General features: G+C 60.6%; 23 protein-coding genes. 15 read left to right on the top strand and 8 right to left on the bottom strand.

Translation table 11 applies throughout. From position 1 onward, the window contains the following. Nucleotides 1-176: 176 nt before the first annotated feature. Complete coding sequence (gene cobF / locus ACV8MC_RS22750; protein WP_252879854.1) at nucleotides 177-932, bottom strand: precorrin-6A synthase (deacetylating); 756 nt, start codon at nucleotides 930-932, stop codon at nucleotides 177-179. Beyond that, nucleotides 932-1,501 carry a histidine phosphatase family protein gene (locus ACV8MC_RS22755; RefSeq protein WP_252880147.1) on the bottom strand — a complete coding sequence of 190 codons (570 nt, stop codon included), beginning with the start codon at nucleotides 1,499-1,501 and terminating at the stop codon, nucleotides 932-934. The genes cobF and ACV8MC_RS22755 overlap by 1 nt, the downstream gene beginning before the upstream one ends. Before the next feature lie 319 nt (nucleotides 1,502-1,820). Here ACV8MC_RS22755 and ACV8MC_RS22760 point away from each other — a divergent pair, with 319 nt between their 5' ends. The 8 genes from ACV8MC_RS22760 to ACV8MC_RS22795 all read left to right on the top strand — a co-directional run bounded on the left by ACV8MC_RS22760 (nucleotide 1,821) and on the right by ACV8MC_RS22795 (nucleotide 10,033). Next, on the top strand, nucleotides 1,821-2,675 hold the full coding sequence (locus tag ACV8MC_RS22760; protein WP_095179557.1) for a MurR/RpiR family transcriptional regulator: 855 nt from the start codon (nucleotides 1,821-1,823) through the stop codon (nucleotides 2,673-2,675). Nucleotides 2,676-2,677: 2 nt separating this feature from the next. After that, the gene (locus ACV8MC_RS22765; RefSeq protein WP_457263567.1) at nucleotides 2,678-3,322 is read left to right on the top strand and encodes an isochorismatase family cysteine hydrolase; all 645 of its coding nucleotides are present in this window, start codon (nucleotides 2,678-2,680) and stop codon (nucleotides 3,320-3,322) included. Continuing rightward, nucleotides 3,319-4,650 (top strand): glutamine synthetase, encoded by a 1,332-nt coding sequence (locus ACV8MC_RS22770; protein ID WP_457263568.1) that lies wholly within the window; start codon nucleotides 3,319-3,321, stop codon nucleotides 4,648-4,650. Before ACV8MC_RS22765 ends, ACV8MC_RS22770 begins: the two co-directional genes overlap by 4 nt. Next, nucleotides 4,634-5,386, top strand: coding sequence for an N-formylglutamate amidohydrolase (locus tag ACV8MC_RS22775; protein WP_457263570.1), 753 nt, complete (start codon nucleotides 4,634-4,636; stop codon nucleotides 5,384-5,386). Before ACV8MC_RS22770 ends, ACV8MC_RS22775 begins: the two co-directional genes overlap by 17 nt. A gap of 54 nt (nucleotides 5,387-5,440) precedes the next feature. Further along, a complete protein-coding gene (locus ACV8MC_RS22780; RefSeq protein ID WP_457263572.1) occupies nucleotides 5,441-6,790 on the top strand; it encodes an APC family permease in 1,350 nt (449 codons plus the stop codon). Between the two features lie 118 nt (nucleotides 6,791-6,908). Further along, a complete protein-coding gene (locus ACV8MC_RS22785; protein WP_041478622.1) occupies nucleotides 6,909-7,925 on the top strand; it encodes an arginine N-succinyltransferase in 1,017 nt (338 codons plus the stop codon). Between the two features lie 49 nt (nucleotides 7,926-7,974). Then, complete coding sequence (gene astA / locus ACV8MC_RS22790; RefSeq protein ID WP_041478621.1) at nucleotides 7,975-9,009, top strand: arginine N-succinyltransferase; 1,035 nt, start codon at nucleotides 7,975-7,977, stop codon at nucleotides 9,007-9,009. Nucleotides 9,010-9,163: 154 nt separating this feature from the next. Beyond that, nucleotides 9,164-10,033 carry an isocitrate lyase/PEP mutase family protein gene (locus ACV8MC_RS22795; RefSeq protein WP_016774123.1) on the top strand — a complete coding sequence of 290 codons (870 nt, stop codon included), beginning with the start codon at nucleotides 9,164-9,166 and terminating at the stop codon, nucleotides 10,031-10,033. Between the two features lie 129 nt (nucleotides 10,034-10,162). Here the strand turns inward: ACV8MC_RS22795 and ACV8MC_RS22800 are convergent, their stop codons facing one another. The 3 genes from ACV8MC_RS22800 to ACV8MC_RS22810 all read right to left on the bottom strand — a co-directional run bounded on the left by ACV8MC_RS22800 (nucleotide 10,163) and on the right by ACV8MC_RS22810 (nucleotide 13,360). Continuing rightward, a complete protein-coding gene (locus tag ACV8MC_RS22800; protein ID WP_457263575.1) occupies nucleotides 10,163-10,441 on the bottom strand; it encodes a hypothetical protein in 279 nt (92 codons plus the stop codon). Between the two features lie 401 nt (nucleotides 10,442-10,842). Beyond that, nucleotides 10,843-12,078 carry a M20/M25/M40 family metallo-hydrolase gene (locus tag ACV8MC_RS22805; RefSeq protein ID WP_457263576.1) on the bottom strand — a complete coding sequence of 412 codons (1,236 nt, stop codon included), beginning with the start codon at nucleotides 12,076-12,078 and terminating at the stop codon, nucleotides 10,843-10,845. Between the two features lie 208 nt (nucleotides 12,079-12,286). Continuing rightward, nucleotides 12,287-13,360, bottom strand: coding sequence for a diguanylate cyclase (locus ACV8MC_RS22810; protein WP_457263577.1), 1,074 nt, complete (start codon nucleotides 13,358-13,360; stop codon nucleotides 12,287-12,289). 188 nt (nucleotides 13,361-13,548) lie between these two features. Between ACV8MC_RS22810 and ACV8MC_RS22815 the strand changes: the two genes are divergently transcribed. The 7 genes from ACV8MC_RS22815 (at nucleotide 13,549) to ACV8MC_RS22845 (ending at nucleotide 22,428) form a co-directional block, all read left to right on the top strand. Next, on the top strand, nucleotides 13,549-15,003 hold the full coding sequence (locus tag ACV8MC_RS22815; protein ID WP_457263579.1) for a flavin-containing monooxygenase: 1,455 nt from the start codon (nucleotides 13,549-13,551) through the stop codon (nucleotides 15,001-15,003). Nucleotides 15,004-15,024: 21 nt separating this feature from the next. Next, nucleotides 15,025-15,951: an alpha/beta fold hydrolase gene (locus ACV8MC_RS22820; RefSeq protein WP_016774118.1), complete on the top strand. Its 927-nt coding sequence runs from the start codon at nucleotides 15,025-15,027 to the stop codon at nucleotides 15,949-15,951. Nucleotides 15,952-16,043: 92 nt separating this feature from the next. Then, nucleotides 16,044-17,543, top strand: a complete 1,500-nt coding sequence (gene glcD / locus ACV8MC_RS22825) for a glycolate oxidase subunit GlcD (RefSeq protein WP_457263581.1) — start codon at nucleotides 16,044-16,046, stop codon at nucleotides 17,541-17,543. After that, the gene (glcE, locus tag ACV8MC_RS22830) at nucleotides 17,543-18,592 is read left to right on the top strand and encodes a glycolate oxidase subunit GlcE (protein ID WP_457263583.1); all 1,050 of its coding nucleotides are present in this window, start codon (nucleotides 17,543-17,545) and stop codon (nucleotides 18,590-18,592) included. Before glcD ends, glcE begins: the two co-directional genes overlap by 1 nt. A gap of 2 nt (nucleotides 18,593-18,594) precedes the next feature. Continuing rightward, nucleotides 18,595-19,815 (top strand): glycolate oxidase subunit GlcF, encoded by a 1,221-nt coding sequence (gene glcF / locus ACV8MC_RS22835; protein ID WP_457263585.1) that lies wholly within the window; start codon nucleotides 18,595-18,597, stop codon nucleotides 19,813-19,815. 88 nt (nucleotides 19,816-19,903) lie between these two features. Then, a complete protein-coding gene (gene hglS, locus ACV8MC_RS22840) occupies nucleotides 19,904-21,292 on the top strand; it encodes a 2-oxoadipate dioxygenase/decarboxylase HglS (protein WP_457263586.1) in 1,389 nt (462 codons plus the stop codon). A 308-nt stretch (nucleotides 21,293-21,600) separates the two neighbouring features. Next, nucleotides 21,601-22,428 (top strand): glycosyltransferase family 2 protein, encoded by an 828-nt coding sequence (locus tag ACV8MC_RS22845; protein ID WP_457263588.1) that lies wholly within the window; start codon nucleotides 21,601-21,603, stop codon nucleotides 22,426-22,428. 323 nt (nucleotides 22,429-22,751) lie between these two features. Here ACV8MC_RS22845 and ACV8MC_RS22850 read toward each other — a convergent pair whose 3' ends face one another. From ACV8MC_RS22850 to ACV8MC_RS22860, 3 genes are all read right to left on the bottom strand, one after another. After that, complete coding sequence (locus ACV8MC_RS22850; RefSeq protein WP_056784570.1) at nucleotides 22,752-23,336, bottom strand: hypothetical protein; 585 nt, start codon at nucleotides 23,334-23,336, stop codon at nucleotides 22,752-22,754. Nucleotides 23,337-23,422: 86 nt separating this feature from the next. Further along, nucleotides 23,423-23,623 carry a hypothetical protein gene (locus ACV8MC_RS22855; RefSeq protein WP_457263590.1) on the bottom strand — a complete coding sequence of 67 codons (201 nt, stop codon included), beginning with the start codon at nucleotides 23,621-23,623 and terminating at the stop codon, nucleotides 23,423-23,425. Nucleotides 23,624-23,634: 11 nt separating this feature from the next. Beyond that, a complete protein-coding gene (locus ACV8MC_RS22860; RefSeq protein ID WP_056784562.1) occupies nucleotides 23,635-23,877 on the bottom strand; it encodes a hypothetical protein in 243 nt (80 codons plus the stop codon). Between the last annotated feature and the right edge of the window lie 87 nt (nucleotides 23,878-23,964).

Genomic DNA, 23,964 nt, shown 5'->3' on the forward strand with positions numbered 1-23,964 from the left:
GGCTGGCAACAAAAAACCCGGTGCGATTTGCGTTGCACCGGGTTTCTTTTTGCCTGTCTACAATCGGTGGTGAATGTTCTGGCCCCTTCGCGAGCAGGCTGGCTCCCACATTCTGCAACGCATTTCCCTGTGGGAGCGAGCCTGCTCGCGAAAGCGCTTGTTCAGGCGCCAACCACTCAAGGCTTGCGCAACAGATAGGTATCCATGATCCAGCCATGCTCCGCTCGCGCCGCCTTGCGCACCCGTTCGATCTCATCGGCCACTTCCGCCAGCCGGCCGCTGAGCAGTATCTCGTCCGGCGTGCCCAGGTAAGCGCCCCAGAAAATCTCGGTCTGCCGATCTGCCACTTGCTGATAGGAATCTTCGGCATCGAGCATCACCACCAGACTGTCCGCTTCACTCACCTGCCCCGCCGCCAATCGCCGGCCTGTGGTGATTTCTACTGAGCGACCAATCGTGTTCAAAGGTATTTTGTGCTGCGCAGCCAGGGCCTGAACGCTGGTGATCCCCGGTATCACTTCGTATTCAAACTGACAGCGGCCTGATGCCTGAATCGCCTGAAGAATCCGCAGTGTGCTGTCGTACAACGCCGGATCGCCCCAGATCAGGAATCCGCCGCACTGGCCGTCGGACAATTCTTCATTGATCAGCTGTTCGAATGTCTGCTGCTTGGCGCGATTGAGTGCATCGACGCTCGCCGTGTAGTCGACATCGCCGCGCTCGCGCTCCGGACTGCTGGCTTCGACAAAGCGATGTGCGTGGTCGGTGATGTAGCGCTCGCAGATCTCGCGGCGCAGATCGATCAGCGTCTGCTTGCTCTGGCCTTTATCCAGCAAAAAGAACACATCGACCCGATTCAGCGCTTTCACCGCCTGCATCGTGATGTAGTCCGGATTGCCGGCGCCAATGCCGATGACCAGCAGCTGTTTCATCAGAATTCCTCTTCAAGGGCTATGCCCGGCAAGCGTAGCCGCCAGATGCCATTGAAGCGCAAGTCGATCATCGCCAGGGGCTCGACGTCGATTGCGTGGAACGCCGCGCCCTGCAGCACCTGCATTAGCGCCGCGCGAATGACGAACGGATGCGTGACTGCCACTACATGTAATGGGGTTTCGGCAATGGAGTCCAGCCACATTGAGACCCGCTGCGTCAGTTGCCTGACCGATTCGCCGCCGTGGGGTGCGGCTTCAGGATCGGCCAGCCAGGTTGACAACGCGTCGGCGTGGTTGGCCTGCAAATCCTTGATCGACTGGCCGTGCCAGCGTCCCCAATCGCAATCGCGCAGGGCTTGATCAATCTGCGCATCGACGCCAAACCATGCTGCCGTTTGCTGAGTTCTCAACTCCGGGGCACACACCAGCCGCCGTGTTACCGCCAATCGCGCCCTGAACGCGTCGGACGGAACAGCCAGATTTTCAACAGGCTCGTCCGTAGGAAAACGCGCCAGTTTCTGTGCGATGGTTCGCGCATGGCAAATCAGTGTCAAACGGCTACTTGGCACAAGCAGGTTCTCGCTCGAAATATATAAAAAAATAACGGTCACCAAGAGATTTGCGGCCCATTGTGCCGTAAAACCGTGCTCCTCAGCGTAGCCCGGCATCTGGCCACGCGCGCGCCACGGGCAATGTCTGACACTAGCGAAGGCAAAGGACTACAAAACAATGCAACTTCCGCGTAAGCCTTGCTACACGGGCACTCTGCACACTTTTGGTGCTCGGAAAACCTGTACAAAAATTAGCTAGACATGTAGCACCCATTACATAAATACTCGTTTAACGGATTGTGAAACGAATTCGACACCCCATCCAGCAGGAGCCAGGATGCCCCCTCTCAGAGACCTGATCACCGACCCCGGCCTGGACCTGACGCCGTCGGAGCGCAAAGTCGTTCGCGCCCTGCTTGATCAGTATCCGCGCAACGGTCTCGGGCCTATGGCGCGACTGGCCGAACATGCCGGTGTCAGCGATCCGACCATCGTGCGTCTGGTGAAAAAGCTCGGTTTCGGCGGTTATGCCGAATTCCAGGAAGCCCTGCTCAGCGACATGGACCATCGCCTGCGTTCACCGCGCACACTGTTGCAGCCGCGCTCGCAGCAGAACAAGGACGATGCCTGGGCGCATTACCTGGCCGACAGCCAGCGTTTACTGGTCGACACCCAAGCCCTGACCCAGCCTGAAGACGTGCGCATCCTCGTGGAATGGCTGCTCGACAGCCGCCATCAGGTCTACTGTTTCGGTGGCCGCTTCAGCATTCTGCTGGCCAATTACCTGCTCAACCATTTGCGTCTGCTGCGTCCCGGCTGTTTCGCCCTGGAAGATAACGCGCTGCTGCCTGACCGCTTGTTCGACCTGCAACGTCAGGACGTGGTGCTGGTGTTCGACTACCGGCGCTACCAGACCCAGGCTTTGCGCGTTGCGCAGGCGGCGAAGAACAACAACGCGCGGGTAGTGCTGTTCACCGATGTCTACGCCTCGCCGCTGCGCGAATTGGCCGACCTGATCATCAGCGCGCCGGTGGAATCGGCGTCGCCGTTCGACACCATGGTGCCGGCGCTGGCGCAGGTCGAGGCGTTGATTGCCTGCCTGACCTTGCGCGTGCCAGACCCGGCCGATCGCCTGGAAGGCATCGATGCCCTGCGCAACGATTTTGCGACTCACCTGCTGGAGGACAAATAAGGATGTTCAGCCTTCCCCACCGTTCGCCGCGAGACTTGCCGTTTGCGTTCGACCACACCGCTTTGTTGCTGGTGGACATGCAGCGCGCCTGGCTCGAACCGCAATTCGACCCGCACCTGAGCGGCGCGGATGCCGAGTATTTTCTCCAGCGCACGCGCAGCCAGGTGGTGCCCAACCAACAGCGCCTGCTTGGCGCCTTTCGTCAGGCGCAGCAGAACGTGCTGCACACGATTATCGAAAGCCTGACCGCCGACGGTCGCGACCGCTCGCTGGATCACAAACTGTCTGACATGCACTTGCCCAAGGGCAGCGTGCAGGCTCAGGTCATCGCTGAACTGACCCCGACCGAAAACGAAATCGTGCTGCCGAAGACCTCCTCCGGGGTGTTCAACTCGACCAACATCGATTACGTGCTGCGCAATCTGCAAACCCGCCATCTGATCATCGCCGGCATCGTCACCGACCAATGCGTGGACATGGCCGTGCGCGATGCCGCCGACCGTGGTTATCTGGTCACGCTGGTGGAGGATGCCTGCGCCACTTACACAGCTGAACGCCATCACGCCTGCCTCAACGCGATCAAGGGTTACTGCTGGATCACCGACACCGACACCGTGCTCGGTCGTCTGCGGGAGATGCAGCCATGAGCCCGCGCCTGACGCCTTTACCGATGACCACGCTGGTGACAACTGACCTGATCGGCATCACCCGGGGCCGCTCGTTTCCTACCGATGAGCTGGAGCATTACCAGGCGGCGGGTTGCGGCTGGGTCCCCGCCAACAGCGCGTTGACGCCGCAGGACATCATCGCTTCGAGCAGTCCGTGGGGCGCGTACGGCGACCTGCGGCTGATTCCGGATCTGAGCAGCCGCGTCACTGTCGGCAGCGGCCCGGACGCCAATGCGCCGGTGCTGGATTTCATCCACGCCGATATTCGCGAGACTGACGGTCAGGCGTGGGGCGCCTGCCCACGCACATTGCTGCGCGATGAAATCGAGCGCTATCACGATGAGTTGGGGTTGCAGGTCAACGCCGCCTTCGAACATGAATTCAACCTGCACGCAGGCATTGCCGAACACGCGGCGTTCTCTCTCGAAGCGCAGCGCCAGGGCGCCGAATTCGGCGGCTGGCTGCTCAGCGCCCTGCGCGCCGGCGGCGTCGAGCCGGAAATGTTTCTGCCGGAATACGGCAAGCACCAATACGAAATCACCTGCCGCCCGACTCTCGGCGTAGCGGCGGCGGATCGTGCGGTCAACGTGCGCGAAATCACCCGGGAAATCGCCCGGCAAATGGGCCTCGACCTGAGTTTTGCGCCGAAGACTGCCGCCGAGGCGGTGTGCAACGGTGTGCACCTGCACGTCAGCCTGCTCGATCTGAGCGGCCAGCCGATGTTGTACGACGCCGGCACCAGCAACGGCCTGTCGAGCATCGGCCAGCACTGGGCTGCCGGAGTCCTGCATTTTCTGCCGGCGCTGTGCGCGTTCACCGCGCCGACGCCGCTGTCCTACCAGCGTTTGCAGCCGCACCACTGGAGCGCGTCCTATGCGTGTCTGGGGCAGCAGAATCGTGAAGCGGCGTTGCGCATCTGCCCGACCGTGACCTTGGGGGGTAAATCCGCTGCGCAGCAGTTCAACCTGGAATTCCGCGCCATGGACGCCACCGCCTCGCCGCATCTGGCCATGGCCGCGCTGCTGATTGCCGGGCGGCTGGGCATCGAACAGCGTCTGGCCCTGAACGCGATCACCGATGAAATTCCCGATTCACTCAACGACGAGCAACGCAAGGCCCGGGGCATCGTCGCCCTGCCCGCCTCGCTGGCCCAGGCGCTGGATTGCCTGCGTGACAGTGCAGCCTTCAACGAATGGCTGCCCAAGCCGTTGCTCGACACTTATTACGCCCTGAAAACCGAGGAACTGGCGCTGACGGAACAGCTCTCGCCCGCTGACCTGTGTGAGCGCTATGCACGCCTGTACTGAATCCGCCGAGCTTGGGTTGTACACCCGCCCGGTCTACAACCTGAGCCGCGAGGACTCGACGAACCCGTTGATCCTCGTGTGCGAACACGCCAGTCGCTACATTCCCGACGCCCTGAACAATCTGGGCCTGGACGAGGCGGCCGCGCGCGAACATATCGCTTGGGACATCGGTGCGCTGCAACTGGCCGAACAGTTGTCGGAACAACTCGGCGCCACGTTGCTCAGCGCCAATTACTCACGGCTGCTGATCGACCTCAACCGCCCGCGCCATGCGCCGGACAGCATTCCGTTGCAGAGCGAGATCTATCCGATACCTGGCAATCGCGAGCTCGACGAAGCAACCCGCGAGTACCGCCGGCAAACGCTGTTCAAGCCGTTTCATGCGCGCTTGCAGACGCTGATCGATGAACGCATTGCAAAAGGCCGGCCGGTGCGTGTAGTCGGTATTCACAGTTTCACCCCGGTGTATTACGGCCAGCCGCGACCACTGGAAGTCGGCGTGTTGTTCGGCCAGGCCCGGGACTATGCCCTGCGTTTGCTCGACGGGCTGCAAGTGCATCCGCTGAAGGTGGCGGGCAACCAGCCGTACAGAATTGATCCCTTGGGCGACATGACCGTGCCGGTGCACGGCGATGCCCGGGGCCTTGAGGCGGTGCTGATCGAGGTGCGCAATGATCTGCTGCGCAGCCCCGAAGCGGTCTCGCGCTGGGCAGGTTACCTCGCACCTTTGCTGTAAACGATGGACCGATAAAACATAAACCGACCGATGGCTGACAAGGAGTTGCGCTTCATGGAAATTGAAGAATTCGGCTACAAGCAAGAGTTGAAACGTAGCCTGACGCTGACCGATCTGGTGGTGTACGGGATGATCTTCATGATCCCCATCGCCCCGTTCGGTGTGTATGGCTACGTCAACGCCGAAGCACCGGGGATGGTGCCGCTGGCGTACATCATCGGCATGGTGGCGATGCTGTTCACCGCCCTGAGTTACGGCAGCATGGCCAAGGCCTTTCCGGTTGCCGGCTCCGTATATTCCTACGCCCAGCGCGGCCTTAATCAACACGTCGGCTTCATCGCTGGCTGGCTGATGCTGCTCGATTACCTGCTGATTCCGCCGCTGCTGTACCTGTATTCGGCGATGGCGCTCAACCATTTGTACCCGGACATCCCCAAGGTCGGCTTCATTCTGGCGTTTCTGGTCAGCGCAACATTCGTCAACCTGCGCGGCATCACCTTCACCGCGCGGATGAACATGCTGTTCCTGCTGGCACAACTGGTGGTGCTGGGCATCTTCCTGTTCTACGCCTGGAACGCCCTGCACAACGGTGGCGGTAACGGTGAGCTGACGCTGGCGCCGCTATATCACCCGGAAACCTTCAACTTCGCCCTGCTGATGCAAGCGGTGTCGATCGCCGTGCTGTCGTTCCTCGGCTTCGACGCGATCTCCACCCTCGCCGAAGAAATCAAGGAAGATCCGGGCCGCAGCGTCGGCAAGGCAGCGCTGATCACCCTGGCGGTGATGGGCACGATTTTCGTCGTACAGACGTGGATTGCCACCGATCTGGCGGCGGGCATGGGCTTCAAATCCGCCGACACCGCGTTCTATGAAATCGCTGAAATCGCCGCTGGCAGCTGGCTCGCGACCCTGACAGCCGTCGCCACGGCGCTGGCCTGGGGCGTGGCCGTGGCAATCACCTCGCAGGCCGCCGTATCGCGCCTGCTGTTCGGCATGGCCCGCGACGGCAAGCTGCCGAAGGTGCTGGCCAAGGTCCACCCGAAACACAACACGCCGTACCTGAGCATTTATCTGGTGGCGGCGTTGTCGCTGCTGATCTGCTACCTGTTCATCGACGCGGTCGACATCCTCACCTCGCTGATCAACTTCGGCGCCCTCAGCGGTTTCATGCTGCTGCACCTGACGGTGATCAACCACTACTGGCGTCGGCAGAAGTCGGGGCAGTTTGTGCGCCATCTGCTCTGCCCGGTGATCGGCTTCATCATCGTCGCCGCCATCATGTACAACATGGGCGTCGATGCGCAGAAACTCGGCCTGATCTGGATTGCCGTGGGCCTGGTGTACCTGTTCTTCCTCAACAAGCTCGGCGCCAGCACAGCGCTGCCCGATCCGAGCAAAGGCTGACAAGAAAAAGAGCGGCGTCTGACAACAAATCAGGCGACCGCCGATTCAACGCGTGGACACCGACAGTGATAGTCAGGTTCGGCGAATCGGCCGAACCTTTTGATACAGGAGTACATCCATGCTGGTCTTACGCCCAGTCGAGCAGAATGATCTGCCCCAGCTACAGCGCCTGGCCCGCGAGAGCCTGATCGGGGTGACTTCGCTGCCGGATGACAGCGAACACCTGCGCGAAAAAATCGCCGCGTCGTGCGCGTCTTTCGACAGCGCCGCCACAGCCCAGGGGCCGGAAAACTATTTCTTTGTACTGGAAGATCTCGAACGCCAGCAATTGGTCGGCTGCTCGGAAATCCTTGCCACCGCCGGTTTCAAGGAGCCGTTCTACAGCTTGCGCAATCGCCACTTCACCAGTGCTTCGCGGGAATTGAACATCGAGCATGGCGTGCCGGCGCTGTCGCTGTGCCATGACCTCAGCGGGCATACCTTGCTGCGCGGTTTCCACATTGACGCCGCGCTGGTGCGTACGCCGTTTTCCGAACTGTTGTCGCGAGCGCGCCTGCTGTTCATTGCTGCGCATGCACAGCGGTTCTCCGAAGCGGTGATCACCGAGATCGTCGGCTACAGCGACGAGCAGGGTCACTCGCCGTTCTGGGATGCGCTGGGCAAGCACTTTTTCGACCTGCCGTACGCGGAAGCCGAGCGCCTCTGCGGGTTGCAGAGCCGCACGTTCCTCGCCGAACTGATGCCGCAATACCCGATCTACGTACCGATGCTGCCGCAAGCGGCGCAGGATTGCATCGGCCGCGTGCACCCGGACGGCCAGGAAGCGTTCGACATCCTCGCGCGGGAAGGCTTCGAAACCAACAGCTACATCGACCTGTTCGACGCCGGCCCGACCCTGTATGCGCGTACCGCAAACATTCGCTCGATCGCTGACAGCCAAACGGCCATTGTCCGCCAACAAGTATCGACCGACGCCCGTGGCCGTTACCTGCTCAGCAACGACGCCCTGCATGACTACCGCGCGATTGTCACCGAACTCGACTATCACCCTGATCAACCGCTGCCCCTGACACCCGCCATCTGCGCGGCACTGAAAGTCAGCGAAGGCAGCTCGATACGGCTGGTCGCTCTGTGAGCCGCGTTAGCCATCCGCGCCTGAATCGGTACGCCAAAGGAGTTGGAGCATGATTGTCCGTCCGGTAAAAGTCAGCGACCTGCCTGCCTTGATGACCCTCGTCGAACAGGCTGGACCAGGTTTCACCACCCTTCCGGCCAACGAGGACCGACTTGCGCACCGGGTGCGCTGGGCGCAACGGGCGTTCGCCGAACAGGTGGAGCGCGCCGATGCCGATTACCTGTTTGTCCTCGAGGATGATGAGCAGCGCGTGGTCGGTGTCAGCGCAATGGCCGGCGCCGTTGGCCTGCGCGAGCCCTGGTACAACTATCGGCTTGGGGTGACCGTCAGTTCGGCACCGGACCTGGGCATTCAGCGGCAGATCCCAACGTTGTTCCTCAACAACGAACTGACCGGCCAATCGGAGCTGTGCTCGCTGTTCCTGCGCCATGACCAGCGCAACGGCAGCAATGGCCGCCTGTTGTCGCTGGGTCGTCTACTGTTCGTCGCCGAATTTCCGCACCTGTTTGGCGAGAAGATGATCGCCGAGTTGCGCGGCAGTGCCGATGAAAACGGTTGCTCGCCATTTTGGGACAGCCTTGGCCGGCACTTCTTCCAGATGGATTTCACCCACGCCGATCACTTGTCCGGTCTGGGCAACAAAGCCTTTATCGCCGAACTGATGCCGCGCCAGCCACTATATACCTGCCTGCTCACCGAACAGGCGCAGGCGGCGATAGGCCAGACTCACCCGAACACCCAGCCGGCGTTGAAGATTCTTCAGGCCGAGGGCTTCACGCACAAAGGCTATATCGACATTTTCGACGGTGGCCCGGTCATCGAAGCGCCGATCCGCAGCATCCGCACGGTGCGCGACAGCCTCGAACTGACCTTGAGCCTCGGCACCCCGGACGAGCAGGCGCCGCTATGGCTGATTCACAACCGCCGGCTGGAAAACTGCCGTATCACCGTGGCCCCCGGGCGACTGGTGGGCAACAGCCTGGTTGTCGATCGTCTCACTGCCAAACGCCTGCAACTGCAGCCGGGCAATTCAGTGCGCGCAGTGCTCCTGCCCCATCAACAGCAACATGCCGTGGCGGCCTGATATTTCCGGCACGGGAGATTAAACCTTTCAGCCGCCAGTCCTGCCGCGCAAATTCGTCATGATTCTTGACCCATTCGCGTGATAGCCTTTTCACTCTTCGGCGTTGACACCTTTGCTCAAGCCTTTCCATTCCTTATGTATTGGTGGAACTCGTATGACCAGGCTTTCCCATCAAGATTTGCGCCGTAACTTCCGTCAGCTGCTGGCCTCCGACACCTGCTACCACACGGCTTCGGTATTCGACCCGATGTCCGCCCGCATCGCCGCTGACCTGGGTTTTGAAGTGGGTATCCTCGGCGGTTCCGTGGCCTCCCTGCAGGTGCTTGGCGCGCCGGACTTCGCCCTGATCACCCTCAGCGAATTCGCCGAACAGGCCACGCGCATTGGCCGCGTCGCCCAATTGCCAGTGATCGCCGACGCCGACCACGGCTATGGCAACGCTCTTAACGTGATGCGCACCATCGTCGAACTGGAACGCGCGGGCGTCGCTGCACTGACCATCGAAGACACCCTGCTGCCCGCGCAATTCGGGCGCAAATCCACCGACCTGATCACCGTGGCCGAAGGCGTCGGCAAGATCCGCGCGGCGCTGGAAGCCCGGGTCGACACCGAGATGGCCATCATCGCCCGCACCAACGCCGGCATTCTGCCGAATCAGGAAATCATCAGCCGCACCCGCCAATATCAGGCGGCGGGCGCTGACGGTATCTGCATGGTCGGCGTGCAGGACTTCGATCAGCTGGAACAGATCGCCGAGCATCTGACCGTGCCGCTGATGCTGGTCACCTACGGCAACCCGGCCCTGCGCGACGACAAACGCCTGGCCGAACTCGGCGTACGCGTGACCATCGACGGCCATGGCGCCTACTTCGCCGCGATCAAAGCAACCTACGACAGCCTGCGCGAACAGCGGCAGATCTTTACCCAGGCCTCCGATCTGAGCGCGACCGAGTTGACCCACACCTATACCCAGCCGGAGGAATACATTCTCTGGGCCAAGGAGTACATGAGCGTCAAGGAGTGATGCACACGCTGCACCGGCCCCTTCGCGAGCAGGCTCGCTCCCACAGTTGAAATGCGGTCCCCTGTGGGAGCGAGCCTGCTCGCGAAAGCGTCTATTGCGGCACCGCTAAACCGGCGTCTTATACCCCTCCTACCGCTGCGCCGCCCGCGCCTGAATCACATTCAGAATCGCGCAGCCCTCGCGCATCAGCAGATGAACCGCGCTGGTCACCCGCGTCAGATCACAATCGGAGATGCCCTTGAGGTTGAGGCTGGCGAAAGTGTCGGCCAGATCGCGCACGACCACAAACCGGTGCATCGCACAGGCGGCCATGTCGCTGAGTTCTGTATGGGTATTGATGAAGAGCACCGGCGATTCGGCGTCGTAGGTGTCGATGGGGAGATAGCGCGGCATTACTTGGTCGGTCATAGAGTTCACTCCAGAAAGGTCAGGTTCTGTATTCGACCGGCCAAGATCGTCGCAGGGTTATCTGCGAACCGAGACTATAAGAGCCGCGCCCGACGGCCGCAACGAGAGCTTCTGTCGGACTTTTCGGTATTTTTTGTGCGCCGTCCTCGACTGCCACTTTTCCCACAAAAGCCCCTCACCCTAGCCCTCTCCCAGAGGGAGAGGGGACTGATTGGGGAATGCTCTGGATCTGCGCCGACGTGGTGGACCGTGTTGAATGCGAAATTGAATTCAGCAGAAAATCTTAAGCTTGCCGCATTGACTATAAACAACACGGTCAGTCCCCTCTCCTGGGGGAGAGGGCTAGGGTGAGGGGTGAGTCAACTGACACCCCGCCCCAAACATTCACACCACCAATCCCATCACCGCGGCTTCGCCAACTCCATTATCATCCGCGACAACAAATAAATCCGCGGCGCCACGCTCGCCACCTCGGCATATTCCTCAGGCGTGTGAATATTGCCGCCGACAATGCCGAAGCCATCCAGCGTCGGCGTCCCTACGCCTGCGGACAGACTGGCATCCGCCGCGCCACCACTGCCCTCCTCGGTCAGCTTGCGGCCAATCTCGCCGTAAATTCCCTGGGCCATGGCCATCAGGCGATCCGACTCGGCCGTTTGTGGCATCGGCGGCAAACCGCGCTGCAGAGAGGTTTTCACCTCGGTCTCGGCAATCAACTTGTCCTGCGAGACCCGCGCCAGATCCTTCTCGATGCGATCAAATTCCTCCGGCACTGCCGCACGCACATCCGCTTTGGCCGTGGCCTGATCAGGAATCACGTTGGTGCGATCGCCGGCCTTGAGCACGGTGAAGTTGATGGTGGTCTTCTTCGCCTCGTCACCGAGCTTGCCCAGTTGCAGAATCTGGTGCGCCGCTTCCATCGCCGCGTTCCGTCCCAATTCTGGCGCGACCCCGGCGTGGGCGGCTTTGCCTTTGACTTCGACCAGCGCCGTCGCACTGCCCTTGCGCCACACCACCAGGCCATCGGCCGGGCGCCCCGGTTCGAGGTTGAGGGTGACGTCGTGCTGTTTGGCGGTTTTCTTGATCAGGTCGGTGGCGACGTCCGAGCCGGTTTCTTCGCTGGCATCCAGCAGGAAGGTGATCTGCGCGTAATCCTTGAAGTCGAGGTTCTTCAGCACTTTCAATGCGTAGATGCCGGCGACGATGCCGCCCTTGTCGTCCATCACACCCGGCCCGTAGGCGCGGCCGTCCTTGATGTGGAAAGGCCGCTCGGCGGCGGAGCCTTCCTTGAACACCGTGTCCATGTGCGCCATCAGCAGGATTTTCGCCTTGCCGGTGCCTTTGAGCGTGGCCAGTACGTGGTTGGATTTTTCCGGGGTGTTGGGCACCAGTTCGATGGTGGCGCCGAGTTTTTTCAGTTCATCGATGGCAATGTCGCTGACCTGTTTCAGGCCCGGCTCATAACCTGAGCCGGAGTCGATATTGACCAGTCGCTCCAACAATTTCAGGGCTTCGGGCTGATACTGCTCGGCATCGGCGAGCACTTGTTTGTGCGGTTCGGCGGCGTTTGCGGCCGAGAATGCGAGGGACAGACCGAGGCTGGCGGCCAGCAGAGAGCGGGAAAATGAGAACGTCATGAAGCAGTCCTTGTTTCGTGTCGGAGGGATTCAACCGTAACCGACATTGACGCAAGGCTCTATAGCGGATGCGACACTGATCTAACCGACAACACATACCCCGGTGGGAGCGAGCCTGCTCGCGAAGGCGTCGTGGCAAACGATATTGATACCGCCTGACCCAGCGCTTTCGCGAGCAGGCTCGCTCCCACAGGTATCAGCTCGCCCGTCAGACCGAATCCAGCAGCGCCTGCCTCGGCTTGTTGTCGCTGTTGCAGATCACCCGATTGCGCCCACTGGCCTTGGCTTCGTACAACGCCTGATCGGCCTCATCCAGCCAACGCGTGGCGTCGGCATGGCTCGGGTCGTACGCGGCCAGGCCAATGCTCAGACTGACCTTCAACGCGGGGTTCTGCTCGTAGCCCATCACCGCAAAACGCTCGCGCAAGGCTTCCATGGCCTGAGCCGCGTTGAACAGTGGCAGCTCCGGCAAAATCACGCAGAACTCGTCCCCGCCATAGCGCCCCGCCACATCCGTGGCGCGCAGATTCTGTTTGAGCAGTTTGCTCAACTGGCGCAGGACGATATCGCCAGCGACATGCCCATAGGTGTCATTGATCGCTTTGAAGTGGTCGATGTCGATCAGCGCAATCGCCGCGCCCTGCTGCTGGCGTTTGCAGCGCTGGAACGCGAGGTTCAGCTGATCCTTCCACGCGCCATGATTGAGCAGGCCGGTCAGGCTATCGGTGCGACTCAACGCCAATAGCTCGCGCTTGTGCCGGCCGAGGGTCGAAGCCTGGCGAAAGCAGATCCAGCCCAGCGCCAGCGGATACAGCAACAGCAATGGTAAACAGGCGTACAGCTGCAGCGGCGTTGTTGGCGGGACGAACGCCGGAGCAAACACCACCAGCCCCACGCCCATACCGAATAGCTGCGCCGCCGTGCCCGCCAGCAAAAACCGCCCGCCACCGATGGCGACGTTGTTCATCGCCATCATCGAAATCGTGGTAGCGCTGGGCAAGGGATTAAACTGCATGGCGGCGACCCAGAAGCCGCCCATGAATGCATCGATCAGCAAATTGCGGTGTTCGGCGCGAAACGGCACGCTCGAGCTTCGCGCCCATTGAAAGGCCAGATGCGGCCAGACCAGGCCGTTGAACAGCATCAGGCCCCACACCCACAGCGGCGGATCGAGCGCATGCATCGCCACGCTGACACACATCAGCCCGAGCAGCAGCCCGAACACCCGCGACCTGTACAGCCTCCTGGCCAGTGAAAGTCCCTTTCCTCGCGTATTTCCCATAAGGGCCTCGACCGCGCGATGCATGGTTACATCCCGACAAGGATGTGTCCGGAGTCTATCAGGGCGCCGCTAAATAGCCATCACCGGCCAGCGGCCTGAATAGAGCGCTATCAGCGCCGCACGCGCGGCCCAGAGTTGGCTATAAATGAAAGAGGGGAAATGGAAAAACAACTATAAAAAGGGGGCACATGCATACCTACGCTGTGTTGATCATCGGCAGCGGTTTCGGCGGCCAGTGCGCGGCGGTCAACCTGCTCAAGGCCGGAATCGACGATTTTCGCATTCTTGAGCGACGCGACTTCTTCGGCGGCACCTGGTGCCAGAACACCTACCCCGGCGCAGCGGTGGACGTCCCGTCGCCGCTGTATTCGCTGTCATTCGCGCCCTACCGCTGGTCGCAGATGTTCGCCGAACAGGCGGAATTGCGTCGCTACACCGAACAGCTGATCGAGCAGTTCGGTTTGCGCGAGCGCGTGGAACTGGGGGCGGATGTCGAGCGCGTCGAGTGGGACGAAGCGGAAAAGCATTGGTTGGTGCACACCCGCGCCAGAGGTACTTTCCGAACCCAATTCCTGATCAATGCTTCCGGGCCGTTGAGTCAGCCGGTCATCCCCAACTTTCCTGGGATGGATCGCTTTCAAGGCAAGACTTTTCACACAAATAATTGGGATCACAGCTACGACTATCGCGGTAAACGCGTCGCGATCGTCGGCAGTGGTGCCAGCGCCGCCCAGGTGATTCCGGCGATTGCGCCACAAGTCGAACACCTGCATGTATTCCAGCGCACGCCGCATTGGGTGCTGCCGCGTGCCGATCGCAAATTCGGCCGTTTCCAGCGCTGGCTGCTCGGTCTGAAGCCGGCGTACAAGCTGCTGCGCTGGCTGATCTACTGGCAATTCGAAACCCGGGTGATCGCCTTCAAATACTCGAGACCGGCGATTCACTTGGTCCAACAACATGCGCTGCGTTTTCTCAAGCGCCAGGTTCCGGACCCGCTGCTGCGGCAGAAACTCACCCCGGACTTCACCATCGGCTGCAAACGCGTTTTGGTGTCCAGCACGTACTACCCGGCGCTGAGCCGCGCCAACGTCACGTTGCACAGCCGCGAGCACGGCATCGCCTCGATCGACGAAAGCGGGATCAACAGCGTGGACGGCGAGCATCTCGATGTTGATCTGATCGTCTGGTCCACCGGTTACGACGCCACCGACGGGGTGATTTCCTACCCGGTCAGCGGCAAAAACGCGGTGCAACTCAGAGATGTCTGGGCCGAATACCCGCGCGCCTACCTCGGCACCAGCCTGCCGGATTTCCCCAACCTGTTTATCGTCACCGGGCCGAACACCGGCATTGGCCACACTTCGGCGCTGTTCATCATCGAATCGCAGATGAACTACATCCTCGACTGCATCCGCACCGTACGGGCCAAAGGCCTGCGCAGCATCGAAGTGCGCCGTGACGCAGAACGTACCTACACTGCAATGATCCACCGGGAAATGCAGCGCACGGTGTGGAAGTCCGGCGGTTGCCACAGTTGGTACCAGAGCAAGAGCGGTCATGTGATCGCGATGTTTCCCGGCTTCAGTTTCAGCTATCACCTGCTGACCCGGGCGCTGAAACCGGCCGACCATATTTTGTCCTGAACACGTATAAGGAAGACGTCGATGCTTTTGCTGTTTGTCGCACTCGCGGTTTTCGTGGCCTGGAGCTGGTTGAGTTACCCGGCGGTCGGCCATTGGTTGTACAACCTGGCCATGGCCAGCGAGGCCAGGTTGTACAAATTGCACAAGATCGAAGTGCCGATCGCCGAGATGACCGTGTCGACCTGGCAAGGCGGGCCGTACGAGGCGTCCAGCGCGATCCTGATGCTGCACGGCTTCAGCGCCGATAAAAACCTCTGGCTGCGCTGCGCCCGGCATTTCGTCCGTCAGTATCGGGTGATCATTCCGGATCTGGCCGGCCACGGTGAGACTGGCTTCAAGGCTGGCGGCGGTTATGACATCGCGGTTCAGGCCAAACGCATGATTCAACTGCTCGATGTCTGCGGCGTGGAGAAAGTCCATGTCATCGGCAATTCCATGGGCGGCTATATCGCCGCGTGGCTGGCGGCGACCTATCCGGAGCGAATCGCTTCGCTGGCCTTGATCGACCCGGCCGGCGTCACCGCACCGGAGCCGAGCGACATGGAGCGCCATCTGGCGCGCGGGCACAATCCGTTCCTGATCAACTCCCGCGAAGAATTTCAGCGCTTCTACGCGATGACCATGGAGTCGCCGCCGTGGGTGCCGAAGCTGGTGCTGGACGCCGTCGCCCAGCGCTACGAGCAACAACGTGACGAGCTCGAAGAAATCTTCCGCGACTTCCGCGCCAGCCCGCCGATGGAGCCGAAACTGGCCGAGATCAAATGCCCGGCGCTGTTGCTGTGGGGGCGCAAGGATCGCCTGATCGACGTCAGCAGCGTGCCGGTGTGGAGCAAAGGCATCGCCAATCTCGAAGTGGATGTGTGGGATCACGTCGGGCACATGCCGATGGTCGAACAGCCGGGAAATACCGCGCGGCTGTACGGGGAGTTTCTGGAACGACAGCGATGAAGATGGATACTCGCAATGCCCCAGGTTGCGCACCTGATCGTTCCCATGCTCTGCGTGGGAACGATCAGCGGAGACAGAAGGTTGGCGTTCCCATGAACATCCTTTACGACGAACGCCTCGACGGTCCGTTGCCCGAGGTGAACAAGGGCGAATTGCTCAAGGCCCTGCAACAAGCCCTGCCGGACCTGGACATCCTCTGGCGCGAAGATGAACTCAAACCCTACGAATGCGACGGTCTCTCCGCCTACCGCACCACGCCGATGCTGGTCGCCCTGCCCCGGCGCCTGGAGCAAGTGCAAACCCTGCTGAAACTCTGCCATCAGAACAACGTGCCCGTGGTCGCGCGGGGTGCCGGCACTGGGTTGTCCGGCGGCGCCCTGCCACTGGAAAAGGGCCTGCTGCTGGTGATGGCGCGATTCAACAACATTCTGCACATCGACCCCGCTGCACGTATCGCGCGGGTTCAGCCGGGGGTGCGCAATCTTGCTATCTCCCAGGCGGCGGCCCCATTTGGCTTGTATTACGCACCGGATCCGTCGTCGCAGATCGCCTGTTCGATCGGCGGCAACGTCGCGGAAAATGCTGGTGGCGTGCATTGCCTCAAGTACGGCCTGACCGTGCACAACGTGTTGAAAATCGAAGTACTGACCATCGAGGGCGAACGTCTGACGCTGGGCTCCGAGGCGCTCGATTCAGCCGGTTTTGACCTGCTCGCCTTGTTCACCGGCTCCGAAGGCCTGCTGGGGATCATCACCGAAGTCACGGTGAAACTGCTGCCCAAACCGCAAGTTGCCAAGGTCCTGCTCGGCAGTTTCGACTCAGTGGAAAAGGCCGGCCGTGCGGTTGCCGAAATCATCGCTGCCGGGATCATTCCGGGTGGTCTGGAAATGATGGACAACCTCGCCATTCGCGCCGCCGAAGACTTCATCCACGCCGGTTACCCGGTCGACGCCGAGGCGATTCTGCTGTGCGAACTCGACGGTGTCGAAGCCGACGTGCACGACGATTGCCAGCGCGTACGGGAAGTCATGACAGCGGCCGGCGCCACTGAAGTGCGCCAGGCCCAGGACGAGGCCGAGCGCGTACGTTTCTGGGCCGGGCGCAAAAATGCGTTTCCGGCGATCGGCCGGTTGTCGCCGGATTATTACTGCATGGACGGCACCATCCCGCGCCGCGAATTGCCCGCTGTGCTGCAAGGTATCGCCAGCCTCGGCGAAAAATATGGCTTGCGCGTGGCCAACGTGTTCCACGCCGGCGACGGCAATATGCACCCGCTGATTCTGTTCGACGCCAACCAGCCGGGGGAGCTGCATCGCGCCGAGGCATTGGGCGGCAAGATCCTCGAACTGTGCGTGAAGGTCGGCGGCAGCATCACTGGCGAGCACGGCGTCGGCCGCGAAAAAATCAATCAGATGTGCGCGCAGTTCAACAGCGACGAGTTACTGCTGTTTCATGCAGTGAAAGCCGCGTTCGATCCGCAGGGCTTGCTCAATCCCGGCAAGAACATTCCGACCCTGCACCGCTGCGCCGAATTCGGCGCGATGCACATTCACGCCGGGCAACTGCCCTTCCCCGAGCTGGAGCGATTCTGATGGCTGATTTCGACGCCGCCAACGCCCTGCTCGATCAGGTCAACGCCGCGCGGGCCAATGCCACGCCGCTGAAGATTCAGGGCGGCAACAGCAAGGCCTTTCTCGGTCGCGAGGTGGTCGGCGAAGTGCTCGACACCCGTGCTCATCGCGGCATCGTTCAATACGATCCGACCGAACTGGTGGTCACCACACGTGCCGGCACGCCATTGTCCGAGCTGCTTGCGGCGCTGGATGACGCCGGGCAAATGTTGCCCTGCGAACCGCCATCCTTCGCCGACAGCGCCACAGTCGGCGGCATGGTCGCCACGGGACTGTCCGGACCTCGCCGGCCGTGGTCCGGCTCGGTACGCGACTTCGTTCTCGGCACGCGGGTGATCACCGGCCTCGGTCAGCATCTGCGCTTCGGTGGCGAAGTGATGAAAAACGTCGCCGGTTATGACCTTTCGCGACTGATGGCCGGCAGTTTCGGTTGCCTCGGCGTGCTCACCGAAGTGTCGCTGAAAGTCCTGCCGAAACCGCGCCAGTGCCTGAGCATTCGCCTCGATATCGACTGCGCTCGGGCCTTGAGCAAACTTGCCGAATGGGGCCAGCAACCGCTGCCGATCAGCGCGGCATGTCACGATGGCCGGAGCCTGTACCTGCGTCTGGAAGGCGGGGAAGGTTCGGTGACGGCGGCGCATCAACGCCTGGGTGGCGAGCCGCTGGACTCGGTTTTCTGGCGCGACCTCAACGAACAGCGCCTGAGTTTTTTCGACGAAGGCTTGCCGCTGTGGCGCCTGTCATTGCCGAACAATCTCGGCCCGCTCGAGCTGCCCGGCGAGCAACTGATCGACTGGGCCGGCGCGCAACGCTGGCTTAAATCCGATAGCACTGAGATTCACGCACTCGCCCATTCCTTGGGCGGGCATGCAACGTGCTTTACCCATGGCGCCACGGATTCGCCGTTTCAACCCTTGGCGCCAACCCTGTTGCGCTACCACCGGCAACTCAAGGCGCAACTCGACCCGCAAGGGCTGTTCAACCCCGGGCGAATGTACGCGGAGGTTTAGCCATGCAAACCACCCTCAGCGAACAATCGCGAAAATTGCCCCGGGCTGGCGAAGCGGAAAAGATCCTGCGCACCTGCGTGCATTGCGGCTTTTGCAACGCGACGTGCCCGACGTACCAATTGCTGGGCGATGAACTCGATGGGCCGCGCGGGCGCATTTATCTGATCAAGCAAGTGCTGGAAGGCGCACCGGCCACCGAGCAGACGCAGCTGCATCTGGATCGCTGCCTGTCGTGTCGCAACTGCGAAACCACCTGCCCGTCCGGCGTCGATTATCACAACCTGCTCGACATTGGCCGCGCAGTAGTCGACAGCGCGGTGCCGCGCCCGGCCGCTCAGCGCTTGCTGCGCGAAGGCTTGCGTGCGTTGGCGCCCAATCCCGGTTTGTTCAAAGGCTTGCTGCGCATGGGCGCGACCTTTCGACCGCTGCTGCCGCGCCTGCTGGAAAGCAAACTGCCGCAACACTTGGGTGTTATGGGGTCGCGCCCCGCTCCTCGGCATGCGCGCCGGGTGTTGTTGCTCGAAGGCTGCGTGCAACCGGGTCTGTCGCCGAACACCAATGACGCGACCGCGCGGGTGCTCGATCGTCTGGGCATCAGCGTCACTCCGGTGAGCGAGGCGGGTTGCTGCGGCGCGCTCGACTATCACCTCGACGCCCAGGCCAAAGGTCTCGACCGCGCTCGACAGAACATCGACGCTTGGTGGCCGCACTTGCAGAATGGCGCCGAAGCCATCGTGCAAACGGCCAGCGGTTGTGGCGCGTTCATCAAGGATTATGGGCATCTGCTTGCGGACGACCCGATCTACGCCTCGAAAGCACGGCGGATCAGCGAAATGACTCGGGATCTGGTGCAAATCATCGCCGAGGAACCGCTGGAGCAAGTGTGCGCCGCCAGCGAACGACGCATCGCCGTGCATTGCCCGTGCACTTTGCAGCACGCACTGAAACTCGGCGGCGCCGTGGAAGCCGTGCTGACCCGACTCGGCTTCAACCTCACACCAGTGCCGGACGGCCATTTGTGCTGCGGCTCGGCGGGCACTTACTCGCTGACCCAACCGGTGCTGGCGCGGCAACTGCGCGATCAGCGCCTCAACGCCCTGGAAAGCGGCCGACCGGAGTTGATCGTCACTTCCAATGTGGGCTGTCAGAGCCATCTGGCGAGCGCCGGGCGCACGCCGGTCAGACACTGGATCGAGCTGGTGGATCAGTCGTTGGCAGAATGAAGTTCGTAGGATTCTTCGTTTGCCCGCGTGGGCGAAGGCTGCGATCTTTTCGGGCATCTATTTCGTCACCGTGGCAGGAATTTTTTTCATGACCGTGCAGCCGTTCGTCAGCCCCGACCTGATCCGCCAACGCTTCTCCCGAGCGATGTCCGACATGTACCGCGAAGAGGTGCCGCTGTACGGTGCGCTGATGGAACTGGTGGAGAAAACCAATCGCGAAGTGCTGGCAGGTCAGCCAGACATCGCCGGGCAACTCAAGCGCACCGGCGAAATCGATCGGTTGGACATGGAACGCCACGGCGCCATTCGCGTCGGCACCGCGAGCGAACTGGCTACCCTCGCCCGCCTGTTCGCGGTGATGGGCATGCAACCGGTGGGTTATTACGACCTGACCCCGGCCGGTGTGCCGGTGCATTCAACGGCGTTTCGCGCGGTGCATGAAGAAGCGCTGCAGGTCAGCCCGTTTCGCGTGTTTACCTCGTTGCTGCGCCTGGAGCTGATTGAAGACGCCGAATTGCGTTCGTTTGCCGAGTCGGTGCTGGCCCGTCGTACGATTTTTACTGACTCCGCATTGCGCCTGATTGAACAGGCGGAAACGGCAGGCGGACTTAATGACGACGAAGCCGCAGAATTCGTCCGACAGGCACTGGAGACTTTTCGCTGGCACCACAGCGCCACCGTCAGCGCCGCGCAGTACCAGAAACTCAGCGCCCAGCACCGCTTGATCGCCGATGTCGTTGCGTTCAAAGGCCCGCACATCAACCACTTGACCCCACGCACGCTGGACATCGACACCGTTCAGGAGCAGATGCCTGCCCATGGCATCACACCCAAAGCGGTGATCGAAGGTCCACCACGCCGCAATTGCCCGATCCTGCTGCGCCAGACCAGCTTCAAAGCGCTGGACGAGCCGATCGCCTTCACCGATCAGCCCGAAACCCGTGGCAGCCACAGCGCGCGCTTCGGCGAAATCGAACAACGCGGCGCAGCTCTGACACCCAAGGGTCGCGCGCTGTATGACCGCTTGTTGAATGCCGCTCGCGATGAACTGGGCGACTTCCCCAATGAAGCCAATGCCGCACGCTACGACGCGCTGATGACGCAGCACTTTGCCGAATTTCCTGACAGCATCGAGGGCATGCGCGAACAGGGGCTGGCGTACTTTCGTTATTTCGCTACGGAAAAGGGCATCGCGGCGCACGGACTTGGCGAATCGTCACTGGAGGATTTGCTGCGCGATGGCTACGTGAAAGCGGAGCCGCTGGTGTACGAAGATTTCCTGCCGGTGAGCGCGGCGGGGATTTTTCAGTCGAACCTGGGGGATGCCGCACAGGCGCATTACGCCGAACACTCCAATCGACATGCTTTCGAACAGGCGCTGGGGCGTTCGACCATTGATGAGTTGGGGTTGTATGCCGAGACGCAACGGCGGTCGATTGAGGAATGTGCCGAAGTGCTGCGGATCAAACTCACCTGAATTTTGCACCGCTCTACTGTAGGAGTGAGCCTGCTCGCGATAGCGGTGTAACAGTCGCCGATGATGTGACTGGAAAGACGCCTTCGCGAGCAGGCTCGCTCCCACAGGTTTTGCGGATGGACCGCCGTTCAGGACAAGCGACAAAACCAAATGGTCGCTGCATCTATTGGAAAACAATGTCGGATCTGAATTATCCCGCTTGTTTTCACAAACCAATCAGATCGGCAAATTAAGCTTCACCTAAGCTTCCCTCGCTAGCATCCCGGCTCATCAACCTGTCGTCTTGAGCCGTGATGAGTCCCTCCGACATGAAAGCCTTCGATCTGCCTACCCAGCCGCATCCCAACTTCAGTCTTGTTCTGGTCAATTACAAAACCCCGGACATCACCCGCATGTGTCTGGAACTGTTGCGCGAGCATGTTCAGGCGCAGGGCATTCCAGTGTGGGTGGTGGATAACGATTCGACGGATGCCAGCCTCGATTATTTGCGTTCGCTGGACTGGATCAATCTGATCGAGCGGCCGTCGCCCGGTAAGGAAATGGGGCATATTGCCCATGGCAAGGCGCTGGATCTGGCCTTGGCGAAAGTTGAGACCGATTATTTGTTTCTGCTGCACACCGATACCTTTGTCTACGACATGGAAGTGTTCGCGATGATGATGCGCGAATGCACGAAAAGTGCGGACATGGCGGCGGTCGGTTGTGTTGAGCAACTTGATCGTGGGTTACTGCGTGATACCTGGCGGTTAACTTCGCGGTTCTGCAAACATCATGTTCGTCGGCTAAAAGTTCATTTCGGCCTGCGTTCGAAACCACCACGCCCGTATAAAGAAACGCATCTGAAAAGTTTCTGTACGCTGTGGAATGCGCGTTTGATGAAGTCGCTCGGGCTGCACTTCTGCATGGATGAGGAGGTGCCTGGTTACACGCTTCAGGATCGAATGGTCGGGTTGGGCTATGGCGTCAGGTTTCTCTCGCCGCGGAAGATCTTCCGCTACCTTGATCACATCCAGGCCGGCACCGTCGCGGCGGCAGGCACATATGGCAAGGATCATCGCCGTACAAAAATGTACCAGCAGACACTCAAGCGCTTGCAGGGGCAGCATTGCAAAACCGGTATGCAAGCTTCGACTTGATCGAAAACAATAAAAAAGGGCGACTGCAAAGTCGCCCTTTTTGTTTGCAGATTCTGTATACAACTTTCGTCAGTAGTGGAGTTCGCCCAGTGTTACGGCCTGGCAATCCTTGCACCGGTAAAGAGCCCTGACACTGGGCGAACGCCGAGGATTTTAATTCAAACAAGTGGACCTGTCGTCATGGGCAAACATGAAATTTTTGCACTGAAAATTTAAAAACTGTGTTTTACCGATTTATCCCGGGAATTGTCTTACAAAAAACTTTATATGATTGCTCTCATACATAAAGTTATACAAGAGCAATAAACTTGTAGAGTTAATACTCAACTATCGTGCTGACTGGTCACTTTCAGGATATCGGTGTAAGTGACAATAACGCTCTGCCCTACTTTCAGATCTTTCAACTTGGCCTGAATCTCCGGCTTCTTCACATCGAGCGTCTTCGATTGTCCGGACGGATCTTGGAGGGTGACCTGATTGGTCTTCAAATCGATTTTGCTGATTTTCAGCTGCACCTGAACCTGACGATAGGCCTCGCCGCCCGGGTTATCGCTGCCCGGGGCCTTGCGCAGTTCGCCGGTACGTTCGGTGGTGCCTGGCAGACCTTTATCCACGTCTGTATCGAGATAAGCGGCGACAGATCGCTGCACCTCGATCTTCACCAGGTCCCCTACTTTGAGATTGGCAAGATTTTTCGCTTTGTCGCTGAGCTGAACGTGGACCTGACGTCCCTCGGGGCCTTCCAGCACGACCTGGTGATGGGCCGGGTCGACGGCGAGCACTTTGGTGGTAACGGAATCGGCCTCAACGACGGCGGATAACGGAATGTCGGCAGCTAAAGCGCCGAAACTGGCAGCAGAAAGCAGCGTTGCGAGAGTGATGGCCTTGGCCAGAGCGTCGAGCTTCATATGCATTACTTTCCCTGTGATGAAATGGCGACGCCCACCGCCGAAACGACTTCAGCAGCAGGCGTGCCAGTGAGCATAGACGCTGTTCAGGGCTTGACTTGGGTTTGTGGCCCACGGGTATGTGGCTTGGCAGTCTCTTGGGCGGTGGATTCGCCACCCGGCGTGCCTTTGCCGCTGTCCTGCCGCTGCTTGGGATCGGTCGGGCGCAGGGCATCATTGTCGCGCTCGGTTTCGCCGGCCGGGCGTGGCTCGTCGGGGTTGTCGTTCTGGTTGTTGGTGGTATTCATGGCAGGAGTCCTCAGGCTTCGGGATCTTCGAGTTCGCGGGCGACGTTGACCTCGGGTGACTGCTTGTGCAGATCGTCGGCTTTGGCGCGCATCAACTGCCATTGCTCAAGATCGATTGCGCCTTGGCCGAGCAGGTCATCGGCGATGCGTTGCAGATCGAGGTAGTGAGCGTCAGGGGAGTTCTGCCAGTAGGCTTGATCGTCGAACAGACGCTGCCAGGTGTCGAGGTCTGGGGGTTGCAGGTCGTCGCTCATGGGTGAGTCCGAAAATGGCGGGTTTCTGGGTAGAGCGGAGAGCGCTGGCGAGAGTTCCAGTCAGTTAACTCAGCGGTCACAGCGCTG

This window comes from Pseudomonas sp. PK-RTE-24 (assembly GCF_054052265.1).

Coding starts and splice junctions, on each gene's coding strand:
- ACV8MC_RS22770 (WP_457263568.1), top strand. CDS start 3,319: ATGAGCCCGCGCCTGACGCCTTTACCGATGACCACGCTGGTGACAACT.
- ACV8MC_RS22805 (WP_457263576.1), bottom strand. CDS start 12,078: ATGACGTTCTCATTTTCCCGCTCTCTGCTGGCCGCCAGCCTCGGTCTG.
- ACV8MC_RS22775 (WP_457263570.1), top strand. CDS start 4,634: ATGCACGCCTGTACTGAATCCGCCGAGCTTGGGTTGTACACCCGCCCG.
- ACV8MC_RS22810 (WP_457263577.1), bottom strand. CDS start 13,360: ATGGGAAATACGCGAGGAAAGGGACTTTCACTGGCCAGGAGGCTGTAC.
- glcF (WP_457263585.1), top strand. CDS start 18,595: ATGCAAACCACCCTCAGCGAACAATCGCGAAAATTGCCCCGGGCTGGC.
- ACV8MC_RS22780 (WP_457263572.1), top strand. CDS start 5,441: ATGGAAATTGAAGAATTCGGCTACAAGCAAGAGTTGAAACGTAGCCTG.
- cobF (WP_252879854.1), bottom strand. CDS start 932: ATGAAACAGCTGCTGGTCATCGGCATTGGCGCCGGCAATCCGGACTAC.
- ACV8MC_RS22820 (WP_016774118.1), top strand. CDS start 15,025: ATGCTTTTGCTGTTTGTCGCACTCGCGGTTTTCGTGGCCTGGAGCTGG.
- glcE (WP_457263583.1), top strand. CDS start 17,543: ATGGCTGATTTCGACGCCGCCAACGCCCTGCTCGATCAGGTCAACGCC.
- glcD (WP_457263581.1), top strand. CDS start 16,044: ATGAACATCCTTTACGACGAACGCCTCGACGGTCCGTTGCCCGAGGTG.
- ACV8MC_RS22855 (WP_457263590.1), bottom strand. CDS start 23,623: ATGAATACCACCAACAACCAGAACGACAACCCCGACGAGCCACGCCCG.
- ACV8MC_RS22850 (WP_056784570.1), bottom strand. CDS start 23,336: ATGAAGCTCGACGCTCTGGCCAAGGCCATCACTCTCGCAACGCTGCTT.
- hglS (WP_457263586.1), top strand. CDS start 19,904: ATGACCGTGCAGCCGTTCGTCAGCCCCGACCTGATCCGCCAACGCTTC.
- ACV8MC_RS22795 (WP_016774123.1), top strand. CDS start 9,164: ATGACCAGGCTTTCCCATCAAGATTTGCGCCGTAACTTCCGTCAGCTG.
- ACV8MC_RS22760 (WP_095179557.1), top strand. CDS start 1,821: ATGCCCCCTCTCAGAGACCTGATCACCGACCCCGGCCTGGACCTGACG.
- ACV8MC_RS22815 (WP_457263579.1), top strand. CDS start 13,549: ATGCATACCTACGCTGTGTTGATCATCGGCAGCGGTTTCGGCGGCCAG.
- ACV8MC_RS22785 (WP_041478622.1), top strand. CDS start 6,909: ATGCTGGTCTTACGCCCAGTCGAGCAGAATGATCTGCCCCAGCTACAG.
- ACV8MC_RS22845 (WP_457263588.1), top strand. CDS start 21,601: ATGAAAGCCTTCGATCTGCCTACCCAGCCGCATCCCAACTTCAGTCTT.
- ACV8MC_RS22800 (WP_457263575.1), bottom strand. CDS start 10,441: ATGACCGACCAAGTAATGCCGCGCTATCTCCCCATCGACACCTACGAC.
- astA (WP_041478621.1), top strand. CDS start 7,975: ATGATTGTCCGTCCGGTAAAAGTCAGCGACCTGCCTGCCTTGATGACC.
- ACV8MC_RS22765 (WP_457263567.1), top strand. CDS start 2,678: ATGTTCAGCCTTCCCCACCGTTCGCCGCGAGACTTGCCGTTTGCGTTC.
- ACV8MC_RS22860 (WP_056784562.1), bottom strand. CDS start 23,877: ATGAGCGACGACCTGCAACCCCCAGACCTCGACACCTGGCAGCGTCTG.